This is a genomic window from Kribbella sp. NBC_00709 (assembly GCF_036226565.1).
In the GTDB taxonomy this organism is placed as follows: Bacteria; Actinomycetota; Actinomycetes; order Propionibacteriales; family Kribbellaceae; genus Kribbella.
The window spans coordinates 1,662,183-1,682,651 of sequence record NZ_CP108996.1 but is presented as its reverse complement, the minus strand read 5'-3'; the positions used below and the strand labels follow the sequence as shown (position 1 = coordinate 1,682,651).

Below are 20,469 nucleotides of genomic sequence, written 5' to 3'. Positions count from 1 at the left end.
GGGTCATTCGACGGCTCGGGCGGCGGAGATGCGGTGGAGGGCGTAGGTGCGGGGGTTCTCGGTGGTGTCGTCGTACGCGGTCAGCCAGCCGTCGGCTACTCGGACCGGTTCGACGATGCGTTCGGATGAGGTGCCGTTGTGGTCGACGTACGCGATCCAGGTGCGGGTGTGGGACTCGGCGGCGTTGGTGAGTACGGCGATGGTCTCCGCGGGGGCCGCTGGTTCGACCAGGCCCTGGTCGTCGGGGCGTTCGGCGGCGATGCGGTCGCCGGCGCGGACCTTCTCGATGACTGCCTTCACCTGGTCGTCGGTCAGGTCGAACGCGCTCTCGTTGAAGTCCCGGCTGGTACGGCGACGTGCCGCCTCACCACGTCGCGGCGTACCGGTCACATGCAGGGCCCCGTCGAACGTCTCCGCCAGCGGCGCCAGCCCGGCGTCGCGCAGTCGGCTCAGCACCATGTCCGGTGGTGACGGCGACACCACCACAGTCGGCGCCAACCGCCGGAACCGGACACCGGGCAGGTTCGAGTTGAGCAGCTGGGTCAGCACGTTCTCGTCGTCACACCGCAGGTACGTCGACGCCGTCCCGAGCCGCAGTACGCCGTGCCGCCGTGCGACGTCGTCGATGAGGTACGCGAGCGGCTGCGGGACCGGAGTACGCGAATGCTCGGCCAACCATGCATGCAGCTGCTCCGCGGTCCTGCCCAGATCGAACGCGCGCCGCACCGAGTTCTCACTGAACCGGTAGACCCCAGCGCCGCCATCCGACTCGACGTCCGCCATCGCGGACAGTTCGTCCTGCACAACCCGTACCAGCGGACCAGGAGCCACCGCAGTCAGGTCAGCCTGCAGCAGCACCTCGGACACCGGCTCCGGCATCAGCGGGCTGATCGCCTCCGCCAACTCGTCTGCAGTCGGCTCAGGAGCCAGCAACGGCTGCGCGTGGCTCGCCAACGAGCCCAGCCCGGTCAGTCCCAGCAGGGCCGCCTCAGACACGCTCCACTCGACCAGGTCGTCCCGGAACTGCCCACCACGCCGAGGCCGATGCCACGCGACCCACGTCACCACTGTCTCCGGGGCCGGCGCATTACCCGCACCAGCCTGGGCCAATGCCTCCAACGCGAGTACGCGGATCTCTGGCGCGAGCAACCGCTCGAGGTCCGGCGCCAGCGCGTTGATCAGCCGCTCCCGTGCAGCCGCCGTACCTGCGCCGCTGTCCCGCCGTCCGATCAGTCCGATCGCCCTGAGCCCGGAGAACCAGGCCATAACGAGCTGGGCCCACCGATGCGCCAGGTCCAGCTCCAGCCAGTCGTCGTAAGCACTGGTAGGCAGCCACAGCTCACTGGTCCCGACCTCAACCGCAGCAACGAGTCCAGCGGCATACGCCATCTCCAGCACCGCTGCAGCGTTGTGCTCCTCCGCACCGATCTTCCCGGCCACGTTGCGCAGCTCACGGACGCCAATGCCACCAGTACGCAGTACGGGCGGCGGCTCGGTCCCCAGCTGCTCCAGTGCCCGGTCAACCAGCCGCACCAGGTCGAGCGCAGCACCCGCCGCAGCCCGGTCGGCGATGGTGGCCGACACCTTCTTCCCGTCCAGCGGCGGCGGCGCCGGCCTGGTCGACGCCAGCACTCGTCCGCCGCGCAGGTGCAGCCCGATCTGCCGCGGCAGTACGACGGTGTTGGGGTCTTTGGGTACGACGAGACCGCGCGCCAGCAACCGCTCCACCGGGGTCCGCGCCGATGCGATCGTCACCGGACGCTCAGCCTTCTCCACCGTCCCGGTCGGCGGACCCCAGGTCAGCTTGTCGAGCACCGCCCGCGCATCCGGGCCGGCCTCGTCGATCAGCTTGTCCAGGTCGCCGAAATGCCGTGTGGTGACCGGACCGAGCCCTGCCGGTGTCGGTCCGAGTAGTTCGTGTACTGCGCGGATCGGCCGCAGGTCGTCCTCGGTGCCCCACACCAGGGCGAGGTCCAGCAGCTCGGTCACCCGCGGCCGGACCACCTCCACCGGCTGATCGACGCCCCGCGCCAGCGCCTCCAGGTCCACCGGCTCGGGCAGCGCGGACAGTGACTCCAGCAGGTCCACACCGAACTCGTCCAGGCGGTTGACTGCCCGCGCAGCCGACGCGTTGCTCGTCGCCCGCGCCGCCAGCTGCCCGGTGTCCGCAGGAATCGGCAGCGCCAGGTCAGGCCGCCGCCGCAGCAGCTCACCGAGCCCGGCGTCATCCCACGTCCGCAACGCCTCAGCGAGGGTACGGGGGCGGGTCGGCTCGGTAGTGCTCATCCCTACAACGGTACGGCCCCGCTGGTCTTCAGCCCAAGGTCGGTCAGGATCTGGCCCACGGTTTTGTCGAGCGTGCTGGCCGGACCGATCACCACTTGGTCCAGACCGTCCAGCAGATCGCGCTCCCTGTACCACTCCCGCATCGCCTCGACACTGAACTCGTCGGCCAGTTCCCGGGTGGCATGCCGTACGGCGGTCTCCTCGAACGGGATGTCGAAGTAGTAGTGCAGGGTCAGCCCGCGGTGGTCATCGGTCAGCCGACGGAGCATGTCGCCGTAGCGGCCGGCGTTCATGATGCCCTCGAGCACCACGTCGTACCCGTGGTCGAGCGCGTAGCGGACGTTGAGGTCGATCAGTCCGATGTTCGCGCCGCCCGGTAGGTCGTGCTCGCGGAGCAGGATGCGGCGGAGGTGGTCCTGCTCGACCCAGGCCGTGCCGCGGCCGAGGCGTTCGCGCAGGACCCGCGCTGTGGTGGTCTTGCCGGAGCCCGAGTTCCCGCGCAGTACGACGAGGCGCGAGGTCGGACTGCCCGTCACTCCGCTGCTCCAGCGCTCCCGATCCGGTGGAAGCCCACACGCTCGTAGACGGCTGCAACAGCGTCCGACTCGGCCGAAAGCAGTACGAGGTCAACACCGTTGGACAGCGCGTGCTCCACGAGCACCGACGTCACGGCGGCACCCAGGCCGCGGCGGCGCACCGACGGGAGCGTTCCGACGCCGACGATCTCAGTAACGGAGTCGACGGGCTGGTGCGTTCCGCTGGCGACCATGCCTTCGTCGGTGAACGCGCCGGCACTGACTGAGACGCCCCGGAGCGCCCGGTCGCACAGCGCCGCCACCGTCTTGTCCGGCGTCTCGACCGCCGCTGCGTCTCGCTCCGCCGAGCCTGCAGCGCCAACCGCAGTACCCGGATCGCTGAACGCGAGGTTGGCGACCGCACGAGCCTGCCGGACCACATCCTCGTCGGCGGACAGGATCTCGCAGCGGGCAGCAGCCGTGGCCGGGCGGAAGTCGTCCCGCTCCAGCACCAGCAACGGATGCTCGACCACAGTCAGGCCCGCAGCAGCTGCAGCCGGTCCCAGCGACGGACAGGTGTCCACGACCCACTCGAAGCTCAGCGGGATCTCCAGCTCGGCACACCGCGCCCGCACCAGTTCGACGTCGTCCGGCTTGATCGTGGCGCCGGAGCCCGGCACCGGGCGCGCGTAGTACGGCCAGACCGTCGTACTGCGGAACAAGGTGAACGGACCCACCTGCTCTGCGACTGCACCGGACAGCGGGACGCTATGGAGGTAGGTATCGACTCTGGTGATCATCGGGACGCAGTGAATCACTCAGACCGGTCAACCGCCAATAGATATGTCGAAGGCTGCAGACCTGCTCCGACGTCACAGTCGTCAACGCCAAACTGGAGGGCAGCATGGAGACAGTGACGTCTGCGGACGGTACGACGATCGCCTACGACAGACTGGGCAGCGGGCACCCGTTGATCCTGGTCGGGGGAGCGTTGTGCGACCGCCAGTCGCTCCGGCCGCTGGCCGACGAGCTGACGAGCCAGTTCGACGTGGTGACGTACGACCGGCGCGGTCGCGGCGACTCGGGCGACAGTACGTCGTACGCCGTCCAGCGCGAGGTCGACGACATCGCCGCACTGGTCGCGGTCCTCGGGGGTACGGCGGCCATCTACGGGCACTCGTCCGGCGCGGGACTCGCAGCGGTCGCGGCGAGCACCGGATTGCCGTTCACGCACGTCGTGCTGCACGAGCCGCCGTACGGGCCAGATGACGTGGATCCGTCCGACGACGGCGAGCAGGTCCTGGAGCTGATCCGCGCGGGGCAGAACCGGGAGGCCGTCGAGCTGTTCCTGATGATGACCGGACTGCCGAAGCAGGATGCGCTCGAGTACGCCCCCACGGTCGCGGACCGCGCGCCCACGCTCGCCTACGACTTCGCGGTGATGGAACACGGCCTCGCAGGCACCGGTACCCCGGTCGAGCTGCTGCGCGCGATCAAGCCGGAAACGCTCGTCCTCGCGGGTACCGTGTCGGCGCCGTTCATGGTCGACGCGGCGCATCGCATCGTGACGATCCTGCCCGCGGCCGAACTCGTCGAGCTCGCGGGCCAGCACCACGTCGTACCGCCGGAGCTGCTCGCGCCGGTGGTCACCGACTTCGTCAGTCGGTGATGATCTCGATCGACACCTTGTCGGGGTAGAACGCGACGTGCTCGCGGATGTCCGCGACCGCGTCGTAGGGCTGCTCGTAGGTCCAGACCGCGTTCACCCCGCCCGCCCCGGCGGGGAGGACGCTGTAGTACGCCGCGTCGCCCTTGTACGGGCAGTACGACTCGTGGTCGGTCCGCTCGAGCTGCGTGAGGTCGACGTCCTTCCGCGGGATGTACTGCACCGCCGGATAGCTGGCCTCCTGCAGCGACAGCGCGTCGCGGGTGTCCGCGATCACCTGGTCACCGACCTTCACAACCACGCGATCCGGGTTCTTCCCGACCGTGATCGGGTGGTCCGGCCCAGGAATCTTCACAGTCTTGTCCGCCATACCTGCTGACAACCCCGGTCGCCGCGAGGTCATTCCCCGGTAGATCATGTCGGATGTGGAGTTACGGCAGATCGAGTACTTCGTGACGGTGGCCGAGGTACTGAACTTCGGCCGGGCCGCCGAGCAGCTCGGCATCGGCCAGCCCGGTGTCAGCCAGCAGATCGCCCGGCTGGAACGCGAGCTGGACGTGCTGCTGTTCGACCGCTCGGCCCGCGCGATCCGCCTCACCGAGGCCGGCCAACGCTTCCTCCCGGCCGCCCGTGCCGTGCTCGCGTCAGTCGAGACCGCCCGCGCCGCCGCCACCGACCGCCCCGGCAGAACACTCCGCCTCGGCACCAGCACAGGACTGGGAGCGCGGCTGGAGACCGTGGTGGCTGAGCTCTCGTCGGGAGGTCTTCACGTCGAGCTGGTCAGTACGTCGACCCGCGCCCGCCTGGACCGGGTCCGCGGCGGCCAGCTGGACGCCGCCTTCGTCCGAGGTCTCGACGAAGTCGCCGGCCTGGAGTTCGTCCCGGTCTGGGAAGACGACCTGCTGATCGCACTACCCGCCTCCGCGGCGCCCGACGGCGAGATCGAATTCAGCGACCTCCGCGACCTCCCGCTCCGCATCACCACGCGCCGCACCAATCCACCGCTCGTCGACCTGGTCATGTCGGCCTGCGCCGCCGCAGGCTTCGAGCCGGTGCTCGGCCCGCGCTCCAGCAGCCTGCAGGACACGCATGCCGCGATCGGCGCCGGCGCCCCGAGCTGGACTGTCATCTATGAATCGCACGCGCGCCTGCTCCGCGAAGGACGAGTGGTGTTCCGCCGGCCGCGCCCGCGGATGGCGCTGACCACGAGCCTGGCCGTCCCCGCCGGCACCACGGTCGGCGGCGATCTCGCCGTACTGCTCGAAGCCTGCCGGAAGGCATCCGATCAGTTCGAGTGATGGGAGCAGATCGGATCTCCGTCTCGTTCCCAGCCGCCAACGCGACTGGAATGGGCTCACAACCCAACGGAGAAAGGAAGATCCGATGCCCATCGTCACCGTCCTGCAAGGCCCGCGGACCCCGGAGCTCAAGCGCGAACTGGTCCAGAAGGTCACCGACGCCTTCGTCGACAGCCTCGGCGTCCCGGCCGAGAGCGTCCAGGTCTGGATCCAGGAGACCCCGCCGGACAGCTGGGCCATCGGCGGCACCCTCACAGCTGACAAATAGTCGCACCGGCTGCTTCCGCGAGTTCGGGGCCGAGGGCGCGGGCCGGCGTGTACGCACCGGCCCGGCCCTCGCCTCGAGCCAGGCGTACGGCGGTCTCCGCGGTGACGCTCGTGGTGAACTCCATGGCGTCCCCGGCCCGCAGCCATCCCTCCCGCGTGGTGCCGTCCGCCCACGTCACGACCGCATGACCCCAGGAGTGTTCCCGCGGCCGCGGCGCCGGCTTCAACTCGATCGCACCCAGCCGGCGTACGGCGAACCGTCGTAGCGCCCCGATCTTCAACAGCGATCTGATCAACGGCAGGACGGCCCGCAGGACTGGTGCCGTAGGCATCAAACCCGATGTCGAGACGACCTCCGGCGCACCGCTCGACAGTTGGGCCGCGAGCAACTCACCGGTCGGAGCACCGGCGGACTTTGCCTTCTCGCCGTCAGGCAGGGCATGCTCCCGCGGATCGGCTGCCGGCCGGGTCGGGACCATGCGCCCGTTCTCGAACCGGAGCCCGCCGGTGGTCAGCCCGGACACGATCGACTGCGCCAGCGCCTCGCCCAGTGGCCCACCCTCGATCGTCACCGACGGCAGTGCGTCCACCCGCACCCGGCTCGGCGTCACCCGGTCCGCGCACAGGCGAGCGACCACCGCCTCGACTCCCAGTACGCCGAACCCGGCGCCCGTCACGAAGGTGCTGCCCGCCGCGGCTGCCTCGTCGTGCAACGCCAGCAGCCGCGGCATCGCGACCAGATCGTTGGCCAGGTCAACGTAGTGCCCACCGCCGGGCAGGCAGGCGCGGGCGATCGGTACGGCGGTCTCGGCGTACCCGCCGATGGTGTTGACCACGACCGCCGGCCGGCGCCGTCCGATCTCGCCGGGCAGGTCGTCGGTCGCGATCACCTCCACGCCGCCGAGCCCCAGGTCGGCGGCGGTCTTGCGGAGGCGATCCGCGTTCCGTCCGACCAGCACCGGCGTACCGCCGCGGGCGGCGACGCGGGTCGCGATCTCGCGCCCGGTCCGGCCGGTCGCGCCAAGAATCCAGATGGTCATCAGCTCTCCAGTGATGTCTCAGGGTGTCGTCAGCGACCGTAGCACGGTTGATGACACTGTGGGACGTCACGCTAAGCTCGGGTGCATGGCGCGATGGGATCCCGGTGCGGAGGAGCGGCTGCGCAAGGCCGCCCTCGAGCTGTACGCCGCGCACGGGTACGACGCCGTGACCGTCAACCAGATCGCCGAGCAGGCCGGGCTGACCCGGCGCTCGTACTTCCGCTACTTCCCGGACAAGCGCGAGGTCCTGTTCGCGGGCGCGGAACGGTTGCCCGCGGCCGTCACCGAGGCGATCCGCGCCGTCGATCCAGCCGTCGCACCCTGGCCGGCCGTGCTCCGAGCGGCCGAGGCGATCGGTGCGCAGCTGGCCGAGATCGCGGAGAACTCCGACGTACGCCGTGCCGTCATCGCAGCCAGCCCGGAGTTGCAGGAGCGGGAGCGGACCAAGCTGGCGTCAGTCACCGACGCGCTGCGGGACGGCCTCGTGGAGCGCGGGGTACCGACCGAAGAGGCGATGCTGGTCGCTCAGGTCGGGTCGGCGGTGTTCCAGAACGCCTTCAGCCGATGGATCGACGGCGGTGGGCAGCGGACCTTCCGGTCCTGCCTGGACGCCGTGGTCGGCTCACTCCGCGGTGAGCTCTTCCAGCTCGACGACTAGGCACGGTCCGCCGTCGAAGGCGCCGCCGTCGATCCCCAGCACGAGACCGTCGGCGTACAGGTGCGGCCCGGTCAGGAACCGCGGGTCGATGCCGAGCTGGTCGGCCACGATGCTGTGGCCGTGCACGATCCGGTGACCGCCGAGGTGCTCGAGCATGATCCGGGCGATCTCAGGCCCGCTGTCGCCGCGGAACGCGTACCGCGACGTCATCCGGCGCCAGATCTCCCACCACACCTCGATGTCGTCGGAGTGCAGCTCGGCGCCGGCCGCGGCGTTGATCGCGTCGAGCGAGTCGCCCCACTCGACGTACTCCGCGGTGTCGGAGTGCATCAGCAGGTGGCCGGCGTCCAGGGCGATCATCGGCCGGTCGAGCAGCCAGGCCTGGTCGTCGTCGGTGAGCAGCTCCTGGTCGCGGTCCTGGCCGCCGTTCAGGGCCCAGGAACGCTCGAAGCTGCGCAGGGTGATGCCGTCGTGCGGGACGAACGTGTCATCGAACTTGCGCATCCCCAGCGCGAGGATCTCGTGGTTGCCGAGCAGCATCTCGATCGCGCCGTCCGGCGCCTGCTCGATCAGGTCGCGGACATAGCGCAGTACGCCGATGCCGTCCGGGCCGCGGTCGAAGAAGTCGCCGAGGAACCACAGCCGGACGTCCTGGCCGGCCCAGTTGCCGTCGGCATCGGTGAGGCCGGCGTCGTGCAGCGCGGCGGTCAGTTTCTCCAGGTGGCCGTGGATGTCGCTCACGGCGAACACCCGGGTCACGTCATCCCCGAATGGTCAGCACGATCAGTACGACGTTGAGGGCCGTGACGGCGGTCGCTACCAGGCATGCGGCGAGAGTAGTCGCCCAGCGGTTGACAAGGTTACCCATGACGCGCCGGGATGCGGTCAATCTCACCAACGGCCAGAGTGCGCAGGGGATGCCGAAGCTCAGGACGACCTGGGAGACGACCAGGGCGCGGCTGGGGTTGATGCCGATCGCGAGCACCAGCAGGGCCGGGATCAGGGTGATCAGGCGCCGGGCCGCGAGCGGGACGTGTCGTCGCCAGAAGCCGTCCAGGATGACGGATCCGGCGTACGTGCCGACCGAGGACGAGGCGAATCCGCTGGCCAGCAGGGCGAGCGCGAACAGCAGGGCGGGGAGGTGGCCGAGGCGGTCACCGATGGCGATGTGGGCCGCGTCGAGCGAGTCGGCGCCGGTGCCCTTGAGGGCGGCTGCGGCCAGGACGACCATGGCCAGGTTGACCGCGCCGGCCAGGGCCATCGCGATCGCCACGTCGAGGCGGGTGGCGCGCAGTACCCGGGATTTGCCTTCCTGGGAGCGGATGCTCTTCCAGTGCCGGTCGGTGACCAGGGCGCCGTGCAGCCAGATCGCGTGCGGCATCACGGTCGCGCCGAGCATGCCGGCGGCGAGGACGAGGGACTGGGTGCCGTCCAAGCGGGGCACGAGGCCGCCGACCACGCCGCTCGCGGACGGGTCCGACTTCGCCGTCGACACCACGAAGCCGATCAGTACGACGGCGAGCAGCCCGATGATCGCCGCTTCGAACGGGCGTTGGCCGCGCTTCGACTGGTAGATCAGTAGTCCGAACGAGACGGCGCCGGTGATCGCGCCGCCGAGGAGCAGTGGAACCTTGAACAGCAGGTTCAGCGCGATCGCGCCGCCGACCACCTCGGCCAGGTCGGTCGCGATCGCCACGACCTCGGCCTGCGCCCACAGCCCGGTCGACGTCGACCGTCGGAAGTGGTCACGGCACAGCTGGGGCAGGGTCCGCCCGGTCGCGATGCTCGCCTTGGCGGCCAGGTACTGCACCAGGACGGCCATCAGGTTGGCGCCGACGACCACCCAGCACAGGAGGTAACCGTACGTAGCGCCGGCCGCGATGTTGGTCGCGAAGTTGCCCGGATCGACGTACGCGACGGCCGCAACGAAGGCCGGTCCGAGCAGTAAGAGCCCGGACCGGCTCAGTTGCCGTCGGAGCGGCGCCGGTGCGTACATGAGAGCAGTCTCCATGACGGCGCCGACAACGCAACACCTGTTCTGGTTTTGAGACGCGCGTTACGCCCAGGCGAAGTGCACCTCGAGCGAGACACTGACGGTGTGGTCGCCCGGAGTGATGTTGAGCGCTGAATCGTAGGCGCCCTTGCTGGCGTTCGCGGCCGCGCGGATCGGGAAGTGGCCCTGGGTCTCCGCCATGGCGGTGACCGAGCCGAGCGAGAAGCCGGCCAGGGCCGCGAGTTGCCCGGCCTTCTCCTTGGCCTGCTGGAACGCGAGCTCGCGGGCCTGGATCAGCAGATCGGTCTTGTCCTCGATGTCGAACTGCATCCCGTGCAGGCTCAGGCTGTTGCCTGCGGCATCGACCGCCGCGTTGAGCAGCTCACCGAACCCGGTCAGGTCGCCGGTCTCGATGGAGATGGTGTGCGACGCCCGGTACGCCGGGGCCGAGTCGGGCTCCCGGTAGTCCTGGTACACATTCACCGCACTGGTCCCCAGCTGCGACTCCTCGATGCCCAGCCCGCGCAACGCCGCCATCACCGCATCCGTACGCTCCCCGACGCGAGCAACAGCCGACGCTACGTCCGGAGCGGCATGCTCAACTCCCAACGACACCCGCAGCACATCAGGCGTACCACTGACCTGCCCTGACCCGACAACACTCACCCCTGTGTCCATGACCGTCAGTCTGGCATCACCAGCAAGCCACCCTGGGCATTCCACACTGCAGCATTGGCATTCGATCTGAGGAGACTCTGATGTACAGGCGCCTTCTGACCGGTCTGACCACCGCACGGGACTCGGACGTGACACGTGCCTTCCGGGCCACAGACCGCAGTACGGCGTGGTCGCTGGTGGAGCGGCTGCCGTTGAAGTTCCCGGCGTACCACCCGCAGGGCTTCGCGCTGGTAGGGGACCTGATCTTCATGAGCAGCGTCGAGGTGCTGGAGGCGCCGGTGAAGTACCCGGTGCCGGTGGACGGTTACGACCGGACTCCGGGGAAGGGAAACGGGCATCTGTTCGTCATGGACCGGCAGGGGAATTTCAAGCGGGACATCCGGCTCGGTGAGGGTACGGCGTACCACCCGGGCGGACTGGACTTCGACGGGAAGGACCTGTGGGTGCCGGCAGCGGAGTACCGGCCGAACTCGCGGGCGATCGTCTACACGGTCGACCCGAAGACCTACGAGGTGACCGAGCGGTTCCGGGTGGAGGACCACGTCGGGGGAGTAGTGCGCGACCGGACGACCGGTCGGGTGCACGGGATCAGCTGGGGCTCCCGCACGCTCTACAACTGGACTCCCACCGGCAAGCAGCTCGGCAAGGTCGCCAACGAGTCACACCTGCTCGACTACCAGGACTGCAGCTACGTCGCCCACGGCAAGCAGCTGTGCGGCGGCGTGACCACCCTGCCCGGCCCGAACAACACGTCGTACGACCTGGGCGGCCTGGCCCTCCTCGACCTCCGCACCAACCGCATCCTGCACGAGATCCCCTTCCCGCACTTCTCCCCCACCACCAACCAAACCGCCACCCGCAACCCAGTAGCCCTCGAAACCACCCCCACCCACCTCCGCCTCCTCACAGCCCCCGACGACAGCCAAACCCCCGACCTCACCGAACTCCAGATCTACGAAACCCCACTCAGCTAGCTCTGGGGATTATTCGGGCGGGGATGTTGTGGAGGTGGCAGAGGGAGAGGAGGGCTGTGCCGTCTATCAGTTGGAGGGGTTTGCCGTTGGCGAACTGGTAGCTGGTGGGGCCGAAGCCGGAGGTGGTGATGAGGATGCCTTTGGTGGCGCCGGCGTCTACTACGGTGCCGAAGAGGTCGCGGACTGCAGACGGGGGGACGGTGCGGGTCCAGAGCTTCGCCTGTACGACGAACTTGCCGCCGGTGATCGGGCGCGGGTCGTACGCCACGCAGTCGATCCCGCCGTCGGTGCCGCGGCGGAACAGGCGGGTCTCCAGGCCCATGCGGGTGAGCAGGTTGTGCACGAGGTGCTCGAACGACTCCGGGCTCAGGTCCAGCAGGTTCGGCCGGGCGTCGATCTCGCTGATCACGTCCACTGCCTCGATGGCGCGTGGATCGGCCAGGTCGAACTCCAGCACCGGCTCCACCGGCTGCAGCTCCTCCGGGTGCCGTGACACCTCCGCAGCGAAGTAGTGCCGTACGCAGGCCACCGGGTCGAGCTGGTCGAGCACCAGCGCCTGGAACTGCTCCCGCGTTGCCCGCAACGTGATGAGGCACGGCCGCACGGTCTGCCCGGTGGTGAGGTCCACCGACTCCACCATCCCGTTGAACACGACCGTGTCGACCACGCCGTACCGGTCACTGCCGAAGACGAGGTGCAGGGCTCGCAGGGCCAGCTGCGCCACCAGTTGCTGATACAGCCGCCGCAGCTCCGCCGGATCGCGAGGTACGGCGAGCACTGCGTCGACGGTCCGGTCATAGCGGTACGACGCCTCGGCCGGTACGACGCTGACGTCGGGCAGATCCCACTCCACCGCTAGCAGCGTCGACTCGGGCACGTACCCGACCTTGTGCCGGCGTGGAAAGTCCAGCGGCTCCGGCACCCGGTCCAGCGCCTTGGTGAAGTACCGCGTGACTGCTTCACGGCCGCGGTTCTCCACCGCGCGTTCGTAGGCGTCGATCCGCGCGTGCTGTTCCGCGGTCGCCTCGTCGAGCCGGCGCTGGTGCTCGACCTGCTCCCGCAGCGCCTTGGTGACCCGTTCGCGACGGGTCTCCTCGGCGGCCCGGTGCCGTTCGATCGCCTCCGCGAACCGGTCCTCCGCGTCGGCGAGCCGGCGCGCGAACCTTCGCTCGGCGCCCCACCAGCGGAACGTCCCCGGCGGGTGGGGCACGAACGCATCCCAGACAGGTCCGGGATGCGCGTCGAGGTCGGCCGGCGACACGGTCGGCGGAGCCCGTCGCGGCGCGCGTTTCAGGGTCTGCAGATCGGTGCCGTCGACATCGACGGCCAGCGCGTCGGCCAGGATGTTGCCCAGGACCTGGACGCGTTCCTGTACCGCAGCGGTACGTTGCGCCGCCTCGGCGGAGCGTCGCGGCGGACGATCGCTGCGGGCGTGACCTTCCATCGATCGGTCCATCGCCTCACACCTCTCGGCACCAATGTAACGGTCCAACCACGCTGTGCGACCGTTGTGACGCAGAGTTGGGGAGGACATTGCTTGCCGTCCACCCCCTGTTTCCTGCCGCACGTGCACTTGCAGAGGTATCTGGCCGAGGTGACGATGAGGAGATGAGCCTTTCGTCGTACGCGTCCGGGGTGTCCGAGGTTCCGTTGCTGGGGGAAACGATCGGGGCCAACCTGAGACGGACGATCCGCGAGTACGGGGTTCGCGAGGCGCTGGTGGAGGTCCGGACCGGAAGGCGCTGGACGTACAACGAGTTCGGCGCCGAGGTGGAACTGGTCGCCCGCGGCCTGCTGGCGCGGGGGATCGCGAAGGGCGACCGGGTCGGTATCTGGGCTCCGAACCAGGCCGAGTGGACGATCACGCAGTACGCGACCGCGTTGATGGGCGCGATCCTGGTGAACATCAACCCGGCGTACCGCACCCACGAGCTGGCCTACGCGCTGAACCAGTCCGGCGTCCGGCTGCTCGTCTCGGCGACCGAGTTCAAGACCAGCAACTACCGGGAGATGGTCGAGGAGGTCCGGCCGAAATGCCCGGCGCTCGAGGAGACCGTCTACCTCGGCACCGGCGACTGGGACGCGCTCCGCGACGACGCCGGCCGGATCAGCGTCGACCAGCTCAACGCCCGTGAGGCGGAGCTGTCCTTCGACGACCCGATCAACATCCAGTACACCAGCGGCACCACGGGATTCCCGAAGGGCGCGACCCTCAGCCACCACAACATCCTCAACAACGGCTTCTTCGTCACCGAGACGATCGCGTTCACCGCCGACGACCGGCTGTGCATCCCGGTGCCCTTCTACCACTGCTTCGGCATGGTGATGGGCAATCTGGGCTGCACCACGCACGGCGCCTGCATGGTGATCCCCGGCCCCGCGTTCGATCCGGCCGCGACCCTGCGGGCCGTGCAGGACGAGCGGTGCACGGGGCTGTACGGCGTACCGACGATGTTCATCGCCGAGCTCGGGCTGCCGGACTTCGCCGAGTACGACCTGACCAGCCTGCGGACGGGCGTGATGGCCGGATCGCCGTGCCCGGTCGAGGTGATGAAGCGTTGCGTCGCCGACATGCACATGGCCGAGGTCGCGATCTGCTACGGGATGACCGAGACGTCGCCGGTGTCCACGCAGACCAGACGCGACGACGACCTCGACCGGCGTACGTCGACGGTCGGCCGCGTGATGCCCCACGTCGAGGTGAAGCTCGTCGATCCGGCCACCGGTCTCGTCGTACCCCGGAACGAGCCCGGCGAGCTGTGCACCCGCGGGTACTCCGTGATGCTCGGCTACTGGGACGAGCCGGAGAAGACCGCGGAGGCGATCGACCAGGCCCGCTGGATGCACACCGGCGACCTCGCCACCATGCGCGAGGACGGGTACGTGAACATCGTCGGCCGGATCAAGGACATGGTCATCCGCGGCGGCGAGAACGTCTATCCGCGGGAGATCGAGGAGTTCCTCTACACCCACCCGTCGATCGCCGACGTCCAGGTCATTGGTGTCCCCGACGAACGGTACGGCGAGGAGCTCTGCGCCTGGATCAAGCTCAAGCCCGGCGCCGACCCGCTCGACGCCGACGCGGTCCGGACGTTCGCCACCGGCAAGCTGGCGCACTTCAAGATCCCGAAGTACGTCGTGCTGGTGGACGACTTCCCGATGACGGTGACGGGCAAGATCCGCAAGGTCGAGATGCGGGAGAAGTCCGTGGAGTACCTCGGCCTGGGGTGAATGCCTGGTTACACACGCGAAACCCGGCGGGGCAGTTTGGAAACGTGAGTTTGTTCCGGAGGCAACAGCGGGGCAACTGGGCGGTCCTTCACTGGAACACATCCAGGACGGACCGAGACCCCGGGAGCCGGCATGCAACTCACCGACGGTGCGCATCATTCCGTCGTCGTGATCGGCGGCGGTCAGGCGGGCCTCGCGACCAGTTGGCAATTGAGCCACCACGGCGTGGATCACCTTGTGCTGGAGGCGGATCGGGTCGCCAGTCCGCGCAACCGCCGCTCCCGACCTCGCCTGGTGGCAAGGCAGCCGCCTGGTCACCGCCCGCTCCGTTACGTCCGAAGAAGCGGCGAGACGTCTCGGCACTTCTTCGGACGTAAGGGGTAGTGGCCGGCGCGTCGGCGGGGTGGGGCGCCGCATGTGTTGATGCGGTGGCCGATCGGGCGGATTGCTCGGCGGCTACCTCAACGACCTGAGCAATCCGGCGCTCGACGACCTTCCGCCCGCGCTGGAGCTCGACGATCCGCTGATCTCGAAGGTGATCGCGATGGCGGGCGACATGGTGGTCTGCTTCGGCTTCTGCGAGGCGGACGGGCCGAACCGCTACAACACCGCGCTGTGCGTCACCGGGGACGGCGTCCTCGGCCGGCATCGCAAGGTGCACCAGCCGCCGGGCGAACGCACGATCTATGCCGCGGGCAACGAGTTCGCCGGGTTCGACACCCCGGTCGGCCGGCTCGGCATGATGATCGACTACGACGAGACGTTCCCGGAGGCGGCCCGGGCGCTGGCCGTCGACGGCGCCGACGTGATCGCCTGCCTGTGCGCCTGGCCGACCAGCATCACCAACCGGGCGGCCCGGATGAACGAGGACCGCCAGTCCCGGCTGTTCGATCTGTACGACCGGTCCCGGGCGGCCGAGAACCAGGTCGTGCTGGTCTCGTCGAACCTGACCGGCTCGATCGGCGGCCTGCGATTCCTCGGCCAGTCCAAGGTGGTCGGACCGGGCGGCGACATCGTCGCCCGGACCTGGTCGAAGGCCGGCATCGCGATCGCCGAGGTCGACGTACGGGCCGAGATCGAGACCGCCCGCCGGGTGCTGCACCACCTCGGCGAACGCCGTCCGGAGGTGTACTGATGCGGATCGCGCTGCTCAGCTACTCGACCAAACCGCGCGGCGGCGTCGTGCACACGCTGTACCTGGCCGAGGCGCTGGCGGCGGCCGGCGCCGACGTGACCGTCTGGTCGCTCGCGCGGGGTGGCGACGAGGGCTTCTTCCGCCCGGTCGATCCGCGCGTCCGGTTGTCGCTGGTTCCGTTCCCCGACCGGCCCGGTGAGGGCGTCGGCCCGCGCATCCTCCGCTCGATCGCCGTACTGCGGGACGCCTTCGACGGATCGCAGTACGACGTCGTGCACGCGCAGGACTGCATCAGCGCGAACGCCGCCGGCCGCTGTATCCGGACCGTGCATCACCTCGACCACTTCACCACGCCCGAGCTGGCGGCCTGTCACGAGCGCGCGATCGTGGACCCGTCCGCGCACATCTGCGTGTCCGCCGCGGTCGCCGGCGAGCTGCTCTCCGGTTGGGGGCTTAAGGCAACAGTTATCCCGAACGGCGTGGATGCCGCCCGGTTCACGGCCGCCGCATCCGCCGATCCGGTCGCCGCCGCCCGGCGGGACGAGTGGCGCCGGCAGCTCGGCCGCTATGTCCTCACAGTCGGCGGCATCGAGCCTCGCAAGGGTTCACTCGACCTGCTCGAGGCGTACGCCCGTCTCGGTACGCCGGAGCTGAAGCTCGTGATCGCCGGCGGTGAGACGCTCTTCGACTACCGCGATTATCGCGCCGCCTGGGAGGAGCGTGCGGCGGAGTTCGACGTCGTACCGGTCGTGCTCGGCACCGTCGACGACGCGCGGTTGCCGAGTCTCGTCGCGGCTGCCGAGGTGTTCGCTTTTCCTTCTGCCAAAGAGGGTTTCGGCCTCGCCCCGTTGGAGGCGCTGGCCGCCGGCGTCCCGCTGGTGGTCTCGGATCTCCCCGTCTTCCACGAGATCTTCGGCGACGCGGCGACGTACGCGACGGGTCCGGCCGCCCTGGCCGACGCCCTCAGCGCAGCGGACCACAGCCGCGCGGACCTTGGGCGCAAGGTCGCCGACACCTACACCTGGTCCGCGGCGGCCGAGGCCCACCTGGACTTCTACTCACGCCTCAACTGATCGGCGAACGCCTTCAACGCGGGAGTGTCCTCGCCGCGCCGCCAGACCAGGCCGAGGACGGAGTCGGGGAGTCCGGTGATGGGGACGTTGACGATGCCGCCCCACCGCCCGTTGCGGTTGGCGGTGGAGCGGCATACGAGCATGCCACCTCGGCCGGCGGCGATCAGGGACAGGCCCTCCTGCAAGGTGTGCACCTCGGGACCGCGGTGGATCAGCGCGCCGGACGGTGTCTGGGTGGGCGCCTGGGCCTGACGCCAGTACCCGGGAGCCGGTCCGGCGATCGCGATCAGGGTCTCGTCGGCCAACTCCTCGGCCTCGATCGACGACCGGGTGGCGAGCCGATGACTCGAGCAGACCGTCAGGGTTTGCTGCTGCCGCGAGAAGACCGGGCCGAGGACCAGGTCGTCCTCGGCGACGGGCAACATGACGACCGCGGCATCGACCGCACCCCGGCGTACGGCGCCGAAGGGATCGTTGAGCGGCAGTTCGCAGACGTCGATCAAACAGTCAGGGTGATGGGTCTGGAACTCCGCGACCGCCTTGAGGACGGTGTCGTTGGCGGCGCCCTGGAAACCGATCTGGAGCTTGCCCTTCACGTTGTTCGCGTATTCGCGAGCGTTCTCCACCACCCGCTCGAGGGCGGCGTACGCCGGTCGCAGCGAGGTCAGGAACTCCTTGCCGAGCGGTGTCAGCGCGACCCTTCGGCTGGTCCGCTCGAACAGCGGGCCGCCGATCCGGCGCTCCAGTGACTGCAGCAGCTGGCTGACCCGGCTCTGCGAGAGGTACAGGCGCTCCGCAGTACGGCCGAAGTGCAGCTCGTCCGCGAGCACCAGGAATGTCTCCAGTTCACGGATCTCGACAGCCATGGTTCCACCCTGATCGATTAGCTCAGCTAATACAAGCATGACCAGATCGCCGTTGTTCCGGAGCACCTCGCGACGGCTCACTGGATGTATGACGACGATCTGCGCCGACGAGGCAGTCACCCGGGGATGGGCGGCACCGATCACGATGGCCGCGACCGTGTTCACCGTGGTGACGGCCGAGATGCTCCCGGTCGGCCTGCTCACCCCGATGGCCTCCGGCATGCACGTCACCGAAGGCACCGCCGGCCTCAGCCTGACGGTCACCGGCGTCGTGTCCGCAGTAGCCGCCCCCGTCCTCCCGCTCCTCCTCGGCAAACTCGACCGCCGTGCGGTCCTGGGTGGACTGATGGTGCTCCTCGCCGTAGCGGGATTCGTCGCCGCCCTCGCACCGGTCTTCTGGATCTTCATGCTCGCCCGGGTGCTGATGGCCGTCTCGATCGGCGGCGTCTGGCTGCTCACGATCGGCCTCGTGCGTCGCGTCGTACCCGAGCACGCCGCCGGCCCCGCCACCTCGCTGATTTTCAGCGGCATCGGAATCGCTTCTGTCCTTGGGATTCCGGCCGGCGCGTACGTCGGCGAGCTCCTCGGCTGGCGTTGGGCGTTCGCCGGCGTCGGACTGCTGTCGTTGGCGCTTGCCGCCACACTGATCAGCTACCTGCCGGCACTCGCACCCGAGAAGGCGGTGCGGATGAGCGACGTCATCCAGGTTCTGCACATCAAGCAGGTCCGCGTCGGCCTCGTCCTCGTCGCGTTGATCGTGACCGGTCATTTCGCGGCGTACACCTACATCCGTCCGCTCATCGAGCCGCGCACCGGTCCGGCGCTGATCGGGACCTTGCTGCTCGCGTACGGCGTGGCCGGTGTCATCGGCAACTTCCTCACCGGCGCGCTCCGCCCGAGCCGCGCCCTCGCCGTCATCACGGGCGGCATCGCCCTCGCCACCCTCGCGATGCCGATCCTCGGTACGACGCTGGCCGGATCCCTTGTCCTGCTGGTGATCTGGGGCCTCGCGTACGGCGGAACGAGTGTCAGCACCCAAGCCTGGGGACACGCCGCGGCGCCCAGTGCCCCCGAATCATCGTCCGCGGTCCTGGTGGGGGTCTACAACGGATCGATCGCACTCGGCGCCTTCACCGGCGGCCAGGTCGCCGACCATCTCGGGACGACGACGGTCACCTGGCTTCCCGCGATCCTCGCGACCGCGGCACTCGTGGTCCTGCTAGCGAACCGCAGCCAGCGCCGCTGAGTCCTCGTCGCCGAAGTCGTCCTCGAGCTTCTCGGGGGAGTAGTCGAGGTCGATCCCGGCCACGTCCGCGCCGACCGCCGACTCGATCGCGCCGAGCCGGCGGGTGGCGCGGTCACCGGCGTACGTCATCAGCGCGGTCGGGTTGATCTCCGGGGGAAGCTCGGCGGTGTGGTCCATCGCCCATTGGATCTGCGTGAGCGCGTGCGGGAGGAGCTCCTCCATCGTGTCGGTGACGACCTTCCAGTTCCCCTCGTCCGCGGCGACGTGCCGGCGGCAGGTGAACGTGCCCCACGCCATGTGCCGCCGCTCGTCGTCGCCGATCCGGCGGATCAGCTCCTGCATGCCAGGCAGTACGCCGCGTGCCGTACAGAGCAGGTTCCAGGCGTGGTAGCCGGTCAGGGCCAAAGTCCCTTCCACCACGTGGTTGTAGGTGACCGACGCGCGGACCTGGTTGCCCGGTGACGGGTCGTCGGCCAGCGACTTCAGCGCGACTGGAAGGGCCTCGTAGAAGATCGCGCGGTACCCCGGGTTGTTCTCGACGTAGTGGTGCAGGTCCTCGGTGACACCGACCGCGTCCAGCCAGAGCCGGAAGACCGCGGTGTGCTTGGCCTCCTCGAAGCAGAACTGGGTCAGGTACATCTCGTCGCCGAACCGGCCCTCGGCGGCCATCGCCTGCAGGAACGGCTGCAGGTCCTCGGTCACTGCCTCCTCGCCCGCGATGAACTGCGAGCAGAGCATCAACGCGTTGTCCTTGTCGTTGTCGCTCAGCTCCTGCCAGTCCTTCGCGTCCTGGCTGAAGTCGATGTCCCGCGGGTTCCAGAACTTGCGGTTGCCCTTGTCGAACAGGCGCAACGGCAGCGCGTCCCAGTTCAGGCCACCGGCCTTCAGGGTGGTGAAGCCCTTCCGGTGCAGCTCGTTCATACGTGCAACCTCCTGGACTCGGCCAGACCGCTCTTTTGAGCGAGGAAGGGCGAGAGGACGCGAGCCAGCTGATCGGCCACTGCCGCCGGGGGAGGGCCCGGCGTGACGATGTGGCTGATGACGACGCGCAAGGCGACGTCCACGCAGCTGGTCGCGTCCTCCGCGGGGACCTCCGGCCAGTGCTCCCTGACGTGGGCATCCAGCCGGAGGTGGGCCAGTTCGAGCACCTGCTGCCCCCGTGTGGTCAGCAGCTGACTGGCCTGGTCGGATCCCGGCTGGCTCAGCGCGGCCTTCACCAGCGGGTTCTCCCCGGCCAGTGTGAGCGCCCGCTCGACCGCGGCCCGCAGACCGTCGATCGGATCGGACTGCTCGGCGAGCGCCGTGTTCACATCCAGCAGGAACCGCTCGGTCTCGCGGGCCGCGACTGCTTCCAGCAGGCCCCATTTGTCCCCGAACTCGTTGTAGACGGTCTGCCGTGAAACGCCGGTCCGACGAGCTACCTCGGCCATCCGGAGCCCGTCGTACCCACCGGTGACGACGGCCTCCTGGGCGGCATCGAGCAGCTCGTCACGCAGCCGGCGTTTGGTCCGATCGGCAAACGAGTTCATGAGGATCAGGGTTT

At 69.1% G+C, this 20,469-nt stretch carries 22 protein-coding genes; 10 read left to right on the top strand and 12 right to left on the bottom strand.

Annotated elements, in window-relative coordinates:
• Window positions 1–3 precede the first annotated feature (3 nt).
• From OHA18_RS08180 to OHA18_RS08170, 3 genes are read right to left on the bottom strand one after another with little or no spacing between them, the layout of a single operon-like run.
• Entirely contained in the window at window positions 4–2,286 is a 2,283-nt protein-coding gene (locus tag OHA18_RS08180) for a helicase-associated domain-containing protein (RefSeq protein WP_329003219.1), read from the bottom strand.
• Window positions 2,287–2,288: 2 nt separating this feature from the next.
• Window positions 2,289–2,822: a kinase gene (locus tag OHA18_RS08175; protein WP_329003218.1), complete on the bottom strand. Its 534-nt coding sequence runs from the start codon at window positions 2,820–2,822 to the stop codon at window positions 2,289–2,291.
• Window positions 2,819–3,601 (bottom strand): GNAT family N-acetyltransferase, encoded by a 783-nt coding sequence (locus OHA18_RS08170; RefSeq protein ID WP_329003217.1) that lies wholly within the window; start codon window positions 3,599–3,601, stop codon window positions 2,819–2,821. The genes OHA18_RS08175 and OHA18_RS08170 overlap by 4 nt, the downstream gene beginning before the upstream one ends.
• Window positions 3,602–3,705: 104 nt before the next feature.
• On the opposite strand from OHA18_RS08170, the gene OHA18_RS08165 reads away from it, so the two are divergent.
• Window positions 3,706–4,470 carry an alpha/beta fold hydrolase gene (locus tag OHA18_RS08165; RefSeq protein ID WP_329003216.1) on the top strand — a complete coding sequence of 255 codons (765 nt, stop codon included), beginning with the start codon at window positions 3,706–3,708 and terminating at the stop codon, window positions 4,468–4,470.
• Here OHA18_RS08165 and OHA18_RS08160 read toward each other — a convergent pair.
• Window positions 4,460–4,837 (bottom strand): DUF427 domain-containing protein, encoded by a 378-nt coding sequence (locus OHA18_RS08160; protein WP_329003215.1) that lies wholly within the window; start codon window positions 4,835–4,837, stop codon window positions 4,460–4,462. The two genes, OHA18_RS08165 and OHA18_RS08160, sit on opposite strands and share 11 nt — an antisense overlap.
• Before the next feature lie 55 nt (window positions 4,838–4,892).
• Between OHA18_RS08160 and OHA18_RS08155 the strand changes: the two genes are divergently transcribed.
• Together OHA18_RS08155 and dmpI are read left to right on the top strand one after the other, a co-directional pair.
• Entirely contained in the window at window positions 4,893–5,765 is an 873-nt protein-coding gene (locus OHA18_RS08155; protein WP_329003214.1) for a LysR family transcriptional regulator, read from the top strand.
• Window positions 5,713–6,033: a 4-oxalocrotonate tautomerase DmpI gene (dmpI, locus tag OHA18_RS08150; protein ID WP_329006073.1), complete on the top strand. Its 321-nt coding sequence runs from the start codon at window positions 5,713–5,715 to the stop codon at window positions 6,031–6,033. The genes OHA18_RS08155 and dmpI overlap by 53 nt, the downstream gene beginning before the upstream one ends.
• Here dmpI and OHA18_RS08145 read toward each other — a convergent pair.
• The gene (locus OHA18_RS08145; RefSeq protein WP_329003213.1) at window positions 6,017–7,072 is read right to left on the bottom strand and encodes a saccharopine dehydrogenase NADP-binding domain-containing protein; all 1,056 of its coding nucleotides are present in this window, start codon (window positions 7,070–7,072) and stop codon (window positions 6,017–6,019) included. The genes dmpI and OHA18_RS08145 overlap by 17 nt on opposite strands.
• Before the next feature lie 85 nt (window positions 7,073–7,157).
• Here OHA18_RS08145 and OHA18_RS08140 point away from each other — a divergent pair, with 85 nt between their 5' ends.
• Window positions 7,158–7,730 carry a TetR/AcrR family transcriptional regulator gene (locus tag OHA18_RS08140; protein ID WP_329003212.1) on the top strand — a complete coding sequence of 191 codons (573 nt, stop codon included), beginning with the start codon at window positions 7,158–7,160 and terminating at the stop codon, window positions 7,728–7,730.
• Here the strand turns inward: OHA18_RS08140 and OHA18_RS08135 are convergent.
• From OHA18_RS08135 to OHA18_RS08125, 3 genes are read right to left on the bottom strand one after another with little or no spacing between them, the layout of a single operon-like run.
• The gene (locus OHA18_RS08135; RefSeq protein WP_329003211.1) at window positions 7,695–8,471 is read right to left on the bottom strand and encodes a metallophosphoesterase; all 777 of its coding nucleotides are present in this window, start codon (window positions 8,469–8,471) and stop codon (window positions 7,695–7,697) included. The two genes, OHA18_RS08140 and OHA18_RS08135, sit on opposite strands and share 36 nt — an antisense overlap.
• A gap of 19 nt (window positions 8,472–8,490) precedes the next feature.
• Entirely contained in the window at window positions 8,491–9,726 is a 1,236-nt protein-coding gene (locus OHA18_RS08130) for an Nramp family divalent metal transporter (protein WP_329003210.1), read from the bottom strand.
• Window positions 9,727–9,786: 60 nt separating this feature from the next.
• Entirely contained in the window at window positions 9,787–10,401 is a 615-nt protein-coding gene (locus OHA18_RS08125) for an SIMPL domain-containing protein (RefSeq protein WP_329003208.1), read from the bottom strand.
• Between the two features lie 80 nt (window positions 10,402–10,481).
• On the opposite strand from OHA18_RS08125, the gene OHA18_RS08120 reads away from it, so the two are divergent.
• The gene (locus OHA18_RS08120; protein WP_329003207.1) at window positions 10,482–11,375 is read left to right on the top strand and encodes a DUF6454 family protein; all 894 of its coding nucleotides are present in this window, start codon (window positions 10,482–10,484) and stop codon (window positions 11,373–11,375) included.
• Here the strand turns inward: OHA18_RS08120 and OHA18_RS08115 are convergent.
• Window positions 11,368–12,831: a restriction endonuclease gene (locus OHA18_RS08115; RefSeq protein WP_329003206.1), complete on the bottom strand. Its 1,464-nt coding sequence runs from the start codon at window positions 12,829–12,831 to the stop codon at window positions 11,368–11,370. The genes OHA18_RS08120 and OHA18_RS08115 overlap by 8 nt on opposite strands.
• 152 nt (window positions 12,832–12,983) lie before the next feature.
• On the opposite strand from OHA18_RS08115, the gene OHA18_RS08110 reads away from it, so the two are divergent.
• The 4 genes from OHA18_RS08110 (at window position 12,984) to OHA18_RS08095 (ending at window position 16,814) form a co-directional block, all read left to right on the top strand.
• The gene (locus OHA18_RS08110; protein WP_329003204.1) at window positions 12,984–14,606 is read left to right on the top strand and encodes an AMP-binding protein; all 1,623 of its coding nucleotides are present in this window, start codon (window positions 12,984–12,986) and stop codon (window positions 14,604–14,606) included.
• 132 nt (window positions 14,607–14,738) lie between these two features.
• A complete protein-coding gene (locus tag OHA18_RS08105; protein WP_329003203.1) occupies window positions 14,739–14,990 on the top strand; it encodes an FAD-dependent monooxygenase in 252 nt (83 codons plus the stop codon).
• Between the two features lie 61 nt (window positions 14,991–15,051).
• Window positions 15,052–15,741: a carbon-nitrogen hydrolase family protein gene (locus OHA18_RS08100; protein ID WP_329003202.1), complete on the top strand. Its 690-nt coding sequence runs from the start codon at window positions 15,052–15,054 to the stop codon at window positions 15,739–15,741.
• Window positions 15,741–16,814 carry an MSMEG_0565 family glycosyltransferase gene (locus OHA18_RS08095; protein WP_329003201.1) on the top strand — a complete coding sequence of 358 codons (1,074 nt, stop codon included), beginning with the start codon at window positions 15,741–15,743 and terminating at the stop codon, window positions 16,812–16,814. Before OHA18_RS08100 ends, OHA18_RS08095 begins: the two co-directional genes overlap by 1 nt.
• On the opposite strand, the gene OHA18_RS08090 is transcribed toward OHA18_RS08095, so the two are convergent.
• Window positions 16,796–17,680: a LysR family transcriptional regulator gene (locus OHA18_RS08090; protein ID WP_329003200.1), complete on the bottom strand. Its 885-nt coding sequence runs from the start codon at window positions 17,678–17,680 to the stop codon at window positions 16,796–16,798. The two genes, OHA18_RS08095 and OHA18_RS08090, sit on opposite strands and share 19 nt — an antisense overlap.
• 88 nt (window positions 17,681–17,768) lie before the next feature.
• On the opposite strand from OHA18_RS08090, the gene OHA18_RS08085 reads away from it, so the two are divergent.
• The gene (locus OHA18_RS08085) at window positions 17,769–18,926 is read left to right on the top strand and encodes an MFS transporter (RefSeq protein WP_329003199.1); all 1,158 of its coding nucleotides are present in this window, start codon (window positions 17,769–17,771) and stop codon (window positions 18,924–18,926) included.
• Here the strand turns inward: OHA18_RS08085 and OHA18_RS08080 are convergent.
• The gene (locus OHA18_RS08080; protein WP_329003197.1) at window positions 18,900–19,847 is read right to left on the bottom strand and encodes a R2-like ligand-binding oxidase; all 948 of its coding nucleotides are present in this window, start codon (window positions 19,845–19,847) and stop codon (window positions 18,900–18,902) included. The two genes, OHA18_RS08085 and OHA18_RS08080, sit on opposite strands and share 27 nt — an antisense overlap.
• The gene (locus OHA18_RS08075) at window positions 19,844–20,455 is read right to left on the bottom strand and encodes a TetR family transcriptional regulator (RefSeq protein WP_329003196.1); all 612 of its coding nucleotides are present in this window, start codon (window positions 20,453–20,455) and stop codon (window positions 19,844–19,846) included. Before OHA18_RS08075 ends, OHA18_RS08080 begins: the two co-directional genes overlap by 4 nt.
• Window positions 20,456–20,469: the final 14 nt, after the last annotated feature.

Coding starts and splice junctions, on each gene's coding strand:
- OHA18_RS08080 (WP_329003197.1), bottom strand. CDS start 19,847: ATGAACGAGCTGCACCGGAAGGGCTTCACCACCCTGAAGGCCGGTGGC.
- OHA18_RS08160 (WP_329003215.1), bottom strand. CDS start 4,837: ATGGCGGACAAGACTGTGAAGATTCCTGGGCCGGACCACCCGATCACG.
- OHA18_RS08075 (WP_329003196.1), bottom strand. CDS start 20,455: ATGAACTCGTTTGCCGATCGGACCAAACGCCGGCTGCGTGACGAGCTG.
- OHA18_RS08140 (WP_329003212.1), top strand. CDS start 7,158: ATGGCGCGATGGGATCCCGGTGCGGAGGAGCGGCTGCGCAAGGCCGCC.
- OHA18_RS08165 (WP_329003216.1), top strand. CDS start 3,706: ATGGAGACAGTGACGTCTGCGGACGGTACGACGATCGCCTACGACAGA.
- OHA18_RS08120 (WP_329003207.1), top strand. CDS start 10,482: ATGTACAGGCGCCTTCTGACCGGTCTGACCACCGCACGGGACTCGGAC.
- OHA18_RS08130 (WP_329003210.1), bottom strand. CDS start 9,726: ATGTACGCACCGGCGCCGCTCCGACGGCAACTGAGCCGGTCCGGGCTC.
- OHA18_RS08170 (WP_329003217.1), bottom strand. CDS start 3,601: ATGATCACCAGAGTCGATACCTACCTCCATAGCGTCCCGCTGTCCGGT.
- OHA18_RS08125 (WP_329003208.1), bottom strand. CDS start 10,401: ATGGACACAGGGGTGAGTGTTGTCGGGTCAGGGCAGGTCAGTGGTACG.
- OHA18_RS08115 (WP_329003206.1), bottom strand. CDS start 12,831: ATGGACCGATCGATGGAAGGTCACGCCCGCAGCGATCGTCCGCCGCGA.
- OHA18_RS08180 (WP_329003219.1), bottom strand. CDS start 2,286: ATGAGCACTACCGAGCCGACCCGCCCCCGTACCCTCGCTGAGGCGTTG.
- OHA18_RS08090 (WP_329003200.1), bottom strand. CDS start 17,680: ATGGCTGTCGAGATCCGTGAACTGGAGACATTCCTGGTGCTCGCGGAC.
- OHA18_RS08105 (WP_329003203.1), top strand. CDS start 14,739: ATGCAACTCACCGACGGTGCGCATCATTCCGTCGTCGTGATCGGCGGC.
- OHA18_RS08085 (WP_329003199.1), top strand. CDS start 17,769: ATGACGACGATCTGCGCCGACGAGGCAGTCACCCGGGGATGGGCGGCA.
- OHA18_RS08145 (WP_329003213.1), bottom strand. CDS start 7,072: ATGACCATCTGGATTCTTGGCGCGACCGGCCGGACCGGGCGCGAGATC.
- OHA18_RS08095 (WP_329003201.1), top strand. CDS start 15,741: ATGCGGATCGCGCTGCTCAGCTACTCGACCAAACCGCGCGGCGGCGTC.
- OHA18_RS08110 (WP_329003204.1), top strand. CDS start 12,984: ATGAGCCTTTCGTCGTACGCGTCCGGGGTGTCCGAGGTTCCGTTGCTG.